The organism is Dyadobacter sp. CY326, assembly GCF_021390515.1.
In the GTDB taxonomy this organism is placed as follows: domain Bacteria; phylum Bacteroidota; class Bacteroidia; order Cytophagales; family Spirosomataceae; genus Dyadobacter.
In genome coordinates, this window is record NZ_JAJUXI010000002.1 from 851602 (window position 1) to 863635 (window position 12034).

Sequence of the window (12034 nt, forward strand, 5' to 3'; positions counted from 1 at the left end):
TGCAATTTGATAATATAGCAGCTAAACCCAAATATCCATGCCAATGCGGTTTATGAAGCCGGTTTTACAAAAGCAACCCTGCAAGCGTCGCCGACATATAAGATGCTAACGTTCCACAAATAAGCGCTTTAAAGCCGAGTCGTGCCAGGTCGGCGCGGCGGGAAGGAGCAAGCTCCCCGATTCCTCCCACCTGAATGGCGATGGAGCTGAAATTGGCAAAACCACACAACGCAAAACTCGTTATGACAATGGTTTTGTGGTCCAAAGTGTCTTTCATTTTTACGAGATCAAGATAAGCAACAAACTCATTGATCACCATTTTCGTCCCCATTAACGAACCGGCAGCTTCAATGTCTTTTCCCGGAACGCCCATTGCCCAGGCAAAAACGGAAAACACTTTTCCAAGAAGGAAATTGAAGCTTAGTTGAGGAAAAGCAAACAATCCGCCAATTAAACCAAGCAAATAATCAAGCAAAGCGACCAATGCAATAAAGCCGATTAACATAGCAATGACATTGAACCCAACCTTCAAACCTTCGCCAGCTCCCGCAGCAATTGCGTCTAACAAATTCGCGTGCGTTTTTTTAATTTCGAGCTTTACGACGCCTTTTGTGTTCGAATGTTCCGTTTCAGGAAAAACGATTTTTGAAATAACCAATGCGCCCGGAGCCGCCATTAAGCTAGCTGCGATCAGATAAGGAGCAGGAACGCCCAATGAGATATAAACGGCCATAACGCCGCCAGCAATGCAAGCGAAACTTCCTGTCATTGAAGCCATTAGCTCTGAATTGGTCATGTTTTTCAAGTAAGGCTTGATCATGATCTGCGCCTCCACCTGACCCACAAATGTGCTCGCAACATTGGATAATGCCTCCGCGCCACTTACGCCCATAAGCCAGTAAACACCGCGTGCAATGACAGAAACCACGCGCTGCATAATGCCCAAATGGTAAAGCATGTTTACCAAAACAGCAACAAAAATGATTGTTGGAATTACTTTGAAAAAGAAGACGAAGTCGTTTCCGGGGCCAAATGCCTTTTGCATTAATTCCGGACGGACGAGTGTTCCAAAAACAAAATCGGCTCCACGGTCCGAAAAGGAGAGTAATTTTTGAACTTTGTCTCCTAACCATTGAAAAATGGCTTGTCCGGTTTCTGTACGAAGAATAAAAACGGCGAGACCAAATTGAAGTGCCAACCCCACGCCTACTGTCCGGTAATTGATTGCTTTTCTATTATTCGACATCGCGAATGCAACGCCGAGGATCAATATGATACCCAGTAGTCCCGTAAATCTTTCCATAAATTGTTAAGTCGCCCCTGTCAAAAAGGTGCAAAATAACAACAAATTAATTGGAAGCTGCGAAATCTGTAAAATATAGGAGATTAAGCCAGAGATTATTTGGCAGCGATTACTGGCTCGGGTGCAGTCGCTAACTCGTCTGAGTGACGATGAATGATTTTCCACCCGTCTTTTTCGCGATGGAACACAATTGTTACATGCAGGTTGAGGCTGGTTCCGTCTGCTAAAATGTAATGTTCTTTTTGCAGCACATAACCTTGTTCGGCGCTGGCACTGCTCGCAATTTTCTCAACATTGTAAAGGTTGTTGCCCGCAATCTTTTTGTTGAATGCATCGAGGCTCTTTTCCACTGCTTCCCAACCTTTTGATTCCTGTGCATTCATTCCACAAAAGTTGGTGACTTCCGCAGTCCGCGACCATAATGACTTGTAGGTTGAAGGGTTTCCTTCTGCAAACTCCTGATTGCCAAGCTGCAACTTTGCAACAACGTCAGAGAAAGAAGCCTTTTGCTGCAAACCGATATTGGATACGGTTTGCAGATTGATCGGATTTAATGGTAAAACTTGCTCACGGGTCTTTGTTCTGTACTTAAATGACGAAGCAATGAGGATGAGTAAGATGAAAACGGAAATATTTCTATTCATGGCTAATAAACTAAAACGCTTACTTAAATTCTTAGACAAATATTCAATGTTAAAACTTAAAAAAATAGCGTAGTTATACCTGTTTACAGCACGTTATACACCCTTATTACGGGATTTGACAAAGAAAAGTATATAGAAAGCCAATAAAAATGGGAGAACAAGTTGCCTTGTCCTCCCAATGAACCTTAATTATGAAATTTTTAATATCCCAAAACAGGAGAAAGCCATTTTTCGACGTCTTCCAAAGGCATGTTTTTCCTATGGGCGTAATCCTCAACTTGGTCTTTAAATATCTTACCCACAGGGAAATAGCGACTTTCAGGGTGCGAGAAATACCAACCGCTTACACTGCTTGCCGGATACATTGCAAAACTTTCTGTTAATGTAATTCCTAGCTGTTCGGCATTGAGCAAGTCAAACAACATTCGCTTCTCTGTATGGTCCGGGCAGGCGGGATAACCTGGTGCGGGTCGGATGCCGGCATAGCCTTCCTTGATAAGATCTTCGTTGCTCAATGTCTCGTCTTTGGCATAACCCCAAAGCTCCTTGCGAACACGCTCATGCATCAGTTCAGCCAATGCTTCAACCAAACGATCCGCCAGGGCTTTCACCATGATGCTATTATAATCGTCGTGGTCTTTTTCATATTTATCCAAAAGTGCTTCGATGCCGATTCCGGCTGTGACAGCAAAACCGCCAATGTAATCGGTTTGGCCTGTTTCAAGCGGGGCAACGAAATCGGATAAGCAGTAATTGGCAAGATTCGACGCTTTTTGGCTTTGCTGACGCAAATGATGCAAAACAGCAGCCGTATCCGCAACCAGTTCACCCGCATTCAGATTTTCAGTTGCATGCTGGCTTATTTTGTATTCGATATGCTGGTGCGAACCGTGTCTTTCGCAAGGCACTTCGCGCGTGGCTTCTTCGAAATGATGCAAAACAATGTCATCCTGAATCGCATTTGCTGGCCAAAAACCGATCACAGCCTTTGCTTTCAACGTTTTATCACGAATGATCTCTCCTAAAAGAACGGCTGCATCTTCATATAAGCGCGTTGCTTCTGCTCCTACGACTTTGTCTTCGAAAATCTTTGGATACTTTCCGTGCAACTGCCATGTTTGGAAAAATGGCGTCCAATCAATGTATTTGGCAATGTCGGCCAGACTGTAATCATCGTAAACCCTTGTTCCTAAAAACTGTGGTTTCGTTGCCTGGAAGCTGCTCCAATCAATTTTCGCTTTATTTTCACGCGCTTTTCCAATTGCAACGTGCGCTTTTTCGCCGCCTCTTTTTGCGTGATCTTCGCGCAGTTTTGCGTATTCAGCCTTAATATCCGCCAACACATCTGCCTGACTCTGATCATTTTGAATCAGTTTTCCAGCAACAGGAACGGATCTTGAAGCATCTAAAACGTGGATCACAGCACCTGAATAGTTGGGGTCAATTTTAACTGCCGTGTGTATACGCGAAGTCGTAGCACCTCCGATCAAAAGTGGCATTTTGAAGTTCCGGCGCTCCATTTCTTTTGCGACGCCGACCATTTCATCCAGCGACGGCGTGATCAATCCAGACAAACCGATAATGTCCACATTGTGCTCAATGGCAGCTGCCAGGATCTTATCCGTCGGCACCATTACGCCGAGGTCGATAATTTCGTAATTGTTACAGCCCAGCACCACGCCTACAATGTTTTTCCCAATGTCGTGGACATCGCCTTTCACCGTTGCGAGCAAGATTTTACCGGCTGAATTGTTCCCTTCGCTTTTTTCCGCTTCAATGTAAGGCTGCAAATAAGCCACGGCTTTCTTCATCACGCGTGCCGATTTTACAACTTGCGGCAGGAACATTTTTCCTTCTCCAAAAAGATCGCCAACAATGCTCATTCCGTCCATTAAAGGGCCCTCAATCACCTCCAATGGCCTTGTAAACAAATGTCTGCATTCTTCCGTATCCTCATCAATGTAATCCGAAATGCCTTTTACCAAGGAATGCGAAATCCGCTCCTTAACCGGCAATTCTCTCCATGAAAGATCGGGGCCGCTTTGCGATTTCCCCTTATCTTTCACTGTTTCTGCATAAGCAACCAAGCGCTCTGTTGAATCAGCACGGCGGTTAAGCAGCACATCCTCAACCAGTTCCAGAACATCTTTCGGGATTTCATCATAAATGCCGATTTGCGCAGCATTCACAATTCCCATGTCCATTCCCGCGCGGATTGCATGATACAAAAACGCAGTGTGAATGGCTTCGCGAACAGGTTCATTTCCTCTGAAACTGAAAGAAACATTGGAAACGCCACCTGAAACTTTGGCATGCGGCAGGTTTTCTTTAATCCAGCGAACGGCATTAATGAAGTCCACCGCATAGTTATTATGCTCTTCCATTCCGGTCGCAACCGTCAGGATATTTGGGTCAAAAATGATGTCCTCGGCTGGGAACCCAACTTCCTCTGTCAGAATGCGATAAGCTCTGGAACAGATTTCAATGCGTCGTTCCAGATTATCCGCCTGACCTTGTTCGTCAAACGCCATTACTACCGTCGCGGCGCCATAGCGCAACACGGTTCTCGCCGCTTCCTTGAACTTTTCTTCGCCCTCTTTCAAAGAAATGGAGTTCACGATTGACTTGCCCTGCACACATTTAAGTCCCGATTCGATGACTTCCCATTTCGAAGAATCGATCATTAACGGCACTTTGGAAATGTCGGGTTCGGAAACAATGAGGTTAACAAAAGTCTTCATTGCTTCAACACCGTCGATCATCCCTTCGTCCAGGTTAACGTCAATCACCTGCGCGCCGCTCTCAACCTGTTCGCGGGCTATGGCAAGCGCCTCATCATACTTGCCTTCACGCACGAGACGGGCAAATTTCTTTGACCCGGTCACATTGCAACGCTCACCAATGTTCACAAAATTGCTTAACTGATTGATCTTAACCGGCTCTAAACCAGATAATTTCATGACCGTTTCATTGGATGGCAAAGTCCTAGGATTATACTTTACTGCCAGGTCCGCAATAACGCGAATGTGATCGGGCGTTGTTCCGCAGCAGCCGCCGATGATATTGATCAGATTGTCCCTCAAAAATCCGTCAATAACTTCGCCCATTTGCTCGGGGGACTCGTCATATTCGCCCATTTCGTTTGGTAACCCAGCATTGGGGTGCGCCGATGTGAAAAATGGCGCTTCCTTAGCCAGAATCTGAACATAAGGCCGCATTAAATCTGCTCCTAATGCGCAGTTTAAGCCAACAGATAATAACGGCAAATGCGAAACAGAAGTCAAGAATGCTTCCGTCGTTTGTCCCGATAATGTCCGTCCGGATGCATCTGTAATTGTGCCTGAGATCATGATAGGCAATGCCTCGCCCGGCGTGTTTCTCCACGATTCCAGCCGCTCGACTTTGCCATTTCTGGCATCAACAAAAAATTGATCTATTGCAAAAAGCGCTGCTTTTGCATTCAATGTGTCAAATATGGTTTCAACCAGCAGCAAATCGCAACCGCCGTCCGTTAAGCCTCTAATTTGCTCATAATAAGCTTCTACAAGCTGATCAAAGCTGATTGCGCGGTAACCTGGGTTGTTTACATCCGGCGAAAGTGACGCAGTCCGGTTAGTAGGCCCTATCGAACCCGCAACGAAACGTGGCTTATCAGGATCTTTTTCCGTGAATTCGTCTGCAACTTCCCTGGCAAGTCTGGCCGACTCGAAGTTAAGCTCGTAAACGAGCTCTTCCATGCCATAATCGGCCATGGCAATGGTCGTTCCTGAAAATGTGTTGGTTTCAGCAATATCAGCTCCCGCGTCAAAATATGCGGCGTGAATGGCTTTTATAACGTCTGGCCGAGTTAGCGAAAGCAAATCATTATTGCCTTTTACATCGCGCGGCCAGTCTTTGAAACGCTCGCCTCTGTAATCATGATCTTCCAGTTTATACCGCTGGATCATCGTTCCCATAGCGCCGTCAAGCACAAGAATGCGACTTTTCAGGATTTCACGGATGTTTGCGTTTTGCGTTGCTACCATTTTATCGTATTTGTGTTAGCTAATAATGTTGTGCGGAATTATTCCAATCTCAACTTGGAAAGCAAATTTAACCTAAATAGATGTTTTGTTCAAAAAAATCAAAAAATTCAGACTAATAGTCTACTGACTTTTAAATCGATAAATTATTTATCTATATTCGCCCGGTTCGAAAAGTGAATTAAGATATTCTATCTATGTATAATCCCGACGAAACGGATGCCAAAATCCTGCATTATCTGCAACAGGACGCCACCCTGAAAACAAGGGAACTTTCGGAAAAGTTGAACCTATCATACACACCTGTTTATGAGCGTGTTAGAAGACTCGAAAAAGAAGGGATCATCAAGAAATACGTCGCCCTGGTCGACCGTGAAAAGGTTGGGAAAAAGCTGATGGCTTTCTGCAACATTGCATTGAAAGAGCATTCGAAATCTATGGGAGAAAAATTTGTGAAGGCTGTGGTGGCAATGCCGGAAGTGATGGAATGCTTTAATATCTCAGGTGATTACGACTTTTTACTGAAAGTCGTGGTCGACGATATGTCTCAGTATCAGCAGTTTTTAATGCAAAAGCTTGGCTCACTCGAAAATATCGGAAGCACGCATAGCTTATTTGTAATGGGAGAAATCAAAAATTCGTCGGCATTGGAAATGCACGTCCAAAAAAAATAAATACGGCGCCGGAAATTCCAGGCCGTATTCCAACTCACCCCTAACAAAAACTTTTAATGCTTTTTACCTCGTTTAAAAGGCTTCTCCAATTTTTTATCAAAAGAGCCATCTGCATTGAACAGCAAAACCTTCACAGCATTATCGACTGAAATCGCGACAAAGTAAGCGCCATCCGCATTCGTCGCCGCCACTTGTATTGTGCTTCCCGCATAATTGGCGACATGCTGTGATCTACACAGCAACAAACATAATCAGCAAAAGAGAAATTTTCTTCATAGTCTTATCCACGGGTTTTTGTGAATGTAAATTACTGTTCTTTTAGGATTACGCCCGCGGATTTACGGCTGTTGCATTTCACTGTTCATTTTTTAACAAAAAAGGCTCTTAACGTTTTTTAAGACTGATTTATAGCGGGTTAAAATTTAAATTGATAATTTTTGCAACATAATTATCGGGATAACCGTAATCCTAATTAAGCAATCAATCCCTGACAAACTGATCCTCTAACTTTGCTCTTCGGAAGAAAAATATCTTTTAACGAAAACGACTTTGATACAGTCGTTGCTGCGTGCATTGCAGGCAATCATCAGGCACAAAGACATCTTTACAAGCAGTTTTTTGGCTATTCGAAAAGCATTTGTCTGCGCTACACATCTACAACCGAAGAGGCGGAGGAAGTTTTGAATGAGGGTTTTTTGAAGGTTTTTAATAACTTAGGTAAATATGATTCCAATCACCCGTTCAAAGCCTGGCTGAGAACGATCATGGTGAACACGGCGATCAGTTATTATCGCAAGCACAAGAAGCACAGCGAAGATGTGATTGCCCTGGAAGACGCTCCTTATCCCAAATTTGAAGAGGACATCATCAGTCAGATCACGGCGGATGAGATCCTTGAACTGATCCAAAAGATCAAGCCTATTTACAAAAATGTGTTTTTACTATATGTAGTCGATGGCTATAACCATCGGGAAATAGCAGATTTGCTGCAAATCAACGAGGCAACCGTTCGCTCCCATTATGTTCGTGCAAGGGCACGTTTGCAGCATTTGATCAAACAATATTACCCAAATCTCTTCCCAAGTGATTGGGCCGTAAAGTCATTCAGAGGAAATGAAAACTAATAAATTTGAGGATACTATACGCCGGAAATTAGAAAGTATTGAACCTGACTTTCAGGAGAAAGACTGGGCTAACATGCAAAATTATATGCAAGCCCAAAGTCCACCGACTTTCTGGCAACAACATAGTTCATGGATCGGGTACGCCGCCGCAGCTTCGGTTTCGACGGTGATGGCGTTTATGTATGTAAGCCAGCGCAACCAAAACAATAACTTGACGGCAGATGTAAAAAATCTTCAGCACCAGATTGAGGCAATTAAAAACACGCCCGTTGAAAAGACGGACACCGTTTATTTGGTTCAAAAGGCAGGAGAAACCGGTGAGTTGGTTGCTGTCTCAAAAGCAGATCTGGTTCAACAGGCTGATAATCTGCCCAATGCAAGTCTTGCAAAGCAATCTGCCTCAACGGAACAGCAGCCTGGCAAGAATCTGATTGCAGTTCAGTCCAATGCTGTTTTTGCAAAACATGAAAGCACTGTAAATCAAACAAATACAGGCCAAACAGCTGAAACACTCTCACAACGGGTTTCTGACATAACCAGTGAACGTGAACGAACAGCATTGATCACAAATGATCCGTCTATTTCGAATGCTAACAATGTGGCAAAGGAGGTTGGATCGACGCAAGATCAAGACAATGCGGCGACCAACGTGCAACTGGATTTGAAGCGGGCTTTGGCATTTAATGCTGGTGGTGCGCAGGCTTATAAAATGAAATATAACCTCGTCAATCGCATTTCTCATCGCCAGTACAAACAAGCATTAATGGCAAGAAATGCGCAAACAGCAAGCACAGCGCCAACTTCCGGAAAGAAAACGGAGCAGATTGCACAGGCAGAAAATGTGATTCCAAAACTGAATCTGAAAGTGCCTTATCGCTTTGGCGTGGGTTATTCTAATGATCAGGTCGGCAAAACGAAAAGTGTCACGGGTGAAGTGCTTGTTTCCAAGAAGTTCTCTATTTCGGCGGGCATAAGCTGGCTCAAAGTGAAGCCGATGGAGTTTTTCAACGAAAAATTATTTAGAGAAAAAAGCCGTCGTGACTTCCGTGGAGCCCATCCGGGAGAAGTGCCAATTGCCTTTCAGGTTTATAACATTAAAGTCGATCCAACGGTTGTGCAAATTCCGCTGACCGTTGCATTCCGGAACAGCATCAAAGATAATTGGGCCTATTATGCTTCGGCAGGCACAAACATCACTGTGTCCGCGAAAGAAAAGATTTCGTTTGATTGCAAAGCGCCAAACTATGAATATTTCACGCAGCATTTCGAAGCAAAAGCCGATGTGCCCGTTGTTAACTCGGTCAACTTTGCCGTGGGCCTTGAAAAAACCTGGTATCCAATTGTGGTTCAGGCAGAAGGCTATTTATACACTTATTTCAATCAGCTCACCCCTTTAAGTCAAACCACTGGTCCAGGCGTAAAAGTGAAGTTAATGTATCAGATAGGAGGAAAAATGTAATTGGCTGACTCGAACTTTCAGGAATAATAAATAGAATCTTGTTCCTTAAAGTCCTATTTTTGGCTTTATTTTCTCCCCTATTACAACCTAGCTTTTGAAATTCGCAGCAATCGATATTGGATCCAATGGTGCTCGTATGCAAATATCTTCGGTATTGCATGACGAGGGTGTTTCCCGGTTTAAGAAAGTAGAATACGTCCGCTTTCCCCTCCGGCTTGGTCATGATGTTTTCACAGAAGGCCGAATCAGTCCCAGCAGTGAGGACCGAATGATGAAGCTGATGCTGGCTTACCAGCTGCTTATGGAACTCCACGAAGTCGATGATTATATGGCCTGCTCCACTTCCGCAATGCGGGAAGCAGCGAATGGGTTGGAAGTTCGCGAGCACATTCAGCAACGCACTGGCATTCATATTCAGATTATTGACGGACAAAAGGAAGCTGAGCTCGTAAACAATGTCGTTGTGAAATCACTCGCTGACGGACAATATATTCACATTGATGTCGGCGGCGGAAGCACAGAGCTTAATGTTTATAAAGACAGACAGAAAATTGCTGCAAAGTCATTCAAATTAGGCTCAGTAAGGCTTTTGGAAGGAAAAGAATCGAAAAATTCCTGGCTAAAAATTCAGGAGTGGATCAATCAATATGTTGATTATACGCTGCCGATTGAAGCTGTCGGAACGGGTGGTAACATTAATAAGCTGTTCGACTTATCATCCAAATTATCCGAAAGTTCGACAAGCCTTGACGAGATCGAAAGAATGCGTGACTACATTGCTTCCTTTACATTGGAAGAGCGCATTAACAAGTTGCAACTTAATCCGGATCGTGCGGATGTAATTGTGCCCGCCGGTGATATATATACTTCAGCGATGAAATGGGCTGGCGCAACTGTGATCCACGTGCCGGACGTTGGGCTGAAAGACGGAATGCTGCAGTTATTATATGACAGGGCATGCCGCAAAAAAAAGCCCGAGACAAAGCCCGGGCCTATAAGATCCTAATATCAGCTTACCAAACCTGTTCAAGGTCTTTCGCTGCATATTTGTGATTTCGTTCTACAAAAACTGAATCTTTCGCTTCGCGTTTCAGCGCCAACGGATTTTTCTTGCCCAATTTCGCGATGATAGCAACGGGAAACAAGACAACGAAAAATACGATCGATAAAAGTATTCGCCCATTGATTGCACCCAAGATCTCGGCGATTTTATACCAGCCTTTTACGATCAGGTCGCCAGCGGCTGGAATTGCAATGCTTAATACGCCAACAACGGCGGCGGCAATCAGGAAATATTGTGATTTGAAAACAAAAAATAGAACGACCAGTCCGGTAACGATGACCAATTGTGCTTTGGCCTTATCAGATTCACTCATTTGAATAATTGGAAGATTGTAAATGCAGTGGTTCGAAACCAAGTAATCAATTCAAAACCACTGCAAAAGCTAAAAATCTAGTTGCTGATCAGACTAGAATAATGTGTAAATAAATGGAGCAACCGCTGAGCCTCCTCCGATTACAATAAGCACACCAATCAGGAGCAACACAACAATTACAGGAGCTAACCACCATTTTTTCCGCTCTTTCATAAAGGCAAACAAGTCTGTCAAGAAATCCATTGTATTCGTTTTTTTAAGTCTAAAAAAATATTTCAATAATTTTATTTGTATTCTGCAAGTGCATTTTGTGGCCTTTTCATAGCATCCACCAATCGTTCAGCAATAAGCTTATTCAATGTCGCGCTGCCGTGTCCGTCGTTCTTTCCTACAACACGCTCTTTTTCAGGAATCTTTGCAACACCATCATTAATTCCAACCACCGTAACGCCTTTTGATCGCAAATATTCTTCAACAGGTTTAGTATAACCGGCACTCTTGTCAAGTTGAAATAGAAATGGAATAAACACCGCATACATTTTCGCACCAGTTTTATCTCTGTAATCGATCATTTTTGAAAGATCGCGAAGGTGGGCATTAAGCACTGTTGTGTCGGTGTAAGCAGTTTGTACGAATTTCTCGAACGTGCTGAAACCGGTGTGGGGAAGTTGCCAGTAAATGAAGTTTGGCAAATAAAAACGCTTGACCAATGTGGTCATCGGGCCTTTCAAATCGGCATATGGCTCTGCACCCGAAAGCGATAAGCCCTTTTCGCGGCCGACTTTCTCAATGTCATTCGGAAAATACTCCAACACAATGACGTCCGGCTTGACAGGAAATGATTCGAGCCTTTTTGCCTCGTCGCGTGTGTCTGCGCCAGACATTCCAAGATTGTAAACAGAATATTTATCTGCGCCAAGTGAAGTTTCTAATTGATTGGAAAAGCGATCATTAACATCTTCTAATCCATGTCCTGCTGCAAAGGAATCTCCAATAACCAGGATTTGTTTCTTACCGTCGGCTTTCGTGATTTCTTTATCGTGATAACCAAGGGAATTGATCGGTTTCCAGTATTTCTCCCACCAGATTTGCGATGCTTTGGAAAGCACGCCTTCATGGCTTTGCGGAATGTACATGAAAACGACTTCAAGAAGGACGAGCGTCACGATTAATGGAACCGTAATGGTGACAATGTTTGCAAGAATTCCCTTCGCTTTGCTTTTTACAACTCCATAATAGAAAATTCTCAGGACTTCAATGATGAACAGAAACCAGAATGCAAACTTAGCGAGTCGAACATACCAACTGTCTGCCTGGGGAAATCCGGGATATTCGAACTTGATGTAAAATCTGTCAGGATAAAACAAGAAAACGAAAAGCAGTGCAAGAAATAATAAGCGGATTACGCTTGTGACTATTTTAGACGTCATTG

At 43.7% G+C, this 12034-nt stretch carries 11 protein-coding genes; 4 read left to right on the plus strand and 7 right to left on the minus strand.

All coding sequences use genetic code 11. The annotated features are described in order from the left end of the window. Positions 1-64: 64 nt before the first annotated feature. The 3 genes from LZG73_RS04185 to metH form a co-directional block, all read right to left on the minus strand. A complete protein-coding gene (locus LZG73_RS04185; protein WP_233846365.1) occupies positions 65-1303 on the minus strand; it encodes a NupC/NupG family nucleoside CNT transporter in 1239 nt (412 codons plus the stop codon). A 95-nt stretch (positions 1304-1398) separates the two neighbouring features. After that, complete coding sequence (locus tag LZG73_RS04190) at positions 1399-1947, minus strand: nuclear transport factor 2 family protein (protein WP_233846366.1); 549 nt, start codon at positions 1945-1947, stop codon at positions 1399-1401. Positions 1948-2147: 200 nt separating this feature from the next. Next, complete coding sequence (gene metH / locus LZG73_RS04195) at positions 2148-5972, minus strand: methionine synthase (RefSeq protein WP_233846367.1); 3825 nt, start codon at positions 5970-5972, stop codon at positions 2148-2150. A gap of 194 nt (positions 5973-6166) precedes the next feature. Between metH and LZG73_RS04200 the strand changes: the two genes are divergently transcribed. Next, positions 6167-6643, plus strand: coding sequence for an Lrp/AsnC family transcriptional regulator (locus LZG73_RS04200; RefSeq protein WP_082215697.1), 477 nt, complete (start codon positions 6167-6169; stop codon positions 6641-6643). Between the two features lie 53 nt (positions 6644-6696). Here the strand turns inward: LZG73_RS04200 and LZG73_RS04205 are convergent, their stop codons facing one another. Further along, positions 6697-6888 carry a hypothetical protein gene (locus LZG73_RS04205; protein WP_233846368.1) on the minus strand — a complete coding sequence of 64 codons (192 nt, stop codon included), beginning with the start codon at positions 6886-6888 and terminating at the stop codon, positions 6697-6699. Between the two features lie 264 nt (positions 6889-7152). On the opposite strand from LZG73_RS04205, the gene LZG73_RS04210 reads away from it, so the two are divergent. From LZG73_RS04210 to LZG73_RS04220, 3 genes are all read left to right on the plus strand, one after another. Beyond that, positions 7153-7767: an RNA polymerase sigma factor gene (locus LZG73_RS04210; protein WP_233846369.1), complete on the plus strand. Its 615-nt coding sequence runs from the start codon at positions 7153-7155 to the stop codon at positions 7765-7767. Then, on the plus strand, positions 7757-9226 hold the full coding sequence (locus LZG73_RS04215) for a hypothetical protein (protein WP_233846370.1): 1470 nt from the start codon (positions 7757-7759) through the stop codon (positions 9224-9226). Before LZG73_RS04210 ends, LZG73_RS04215 begins: the two co-directional genes overlap by 11 nt. Positions 9227-9320: 94 nt before the next feature. Beyond that, entirely contained in the window at positions 9321-10232 is a 912-nt protein-coding gene (locus tag LZG73_RS04220; RefSeq protein WP_233846371.1) for a Ppx/GppA phosphatase family protein, read from the plus strand. A gap of 7 nt (positions 10233-10239) precedes the next feature. Here LZG73_RS04220 and LZG73_RS04225 read toward each other — a convergent pair whose 3' ends face one another. From LZG73_RS04225 to LZG73_RS04235, 3 genes are all read right to left on the minus strand, one after another. Then, a complete protein-coding gene (locus LZG73_RS04225) occupies positions 10240-10602 on the minus strand; it encodes an SxtJ family membrane protein (protein WP_233846373.1) in 363 nt (120 codons plus the stop codon). 93 nt (positions 10603-10695) lie between these two features. Further along, on the minus strand, positions 10696-10845 hold the full coding sequence (locus LZG73_RS04230) for a DUF5989 family protein (protein ID WP_169719989.1): 150 nt from the start codon (positions 10843-10845) through the stop codon (positions 10696-10698). 41 nt (positions 10846-10886) lie between these two features. Then, positions 10887-12032 carry an SGNH/GDSL hydrolase family protein gene (locus LZG73_RS04235; protein WP_233846375.1) on the minus strand — a complete coding sequence of 382 codons (1146 nt, stop codon included), beginning with the start codon at positions 12030-12032 and terminating at the stop codon, positions 10887-10889. Between the last annotated feature and the right edge of the window lie 2 nt (positions 12033-12034).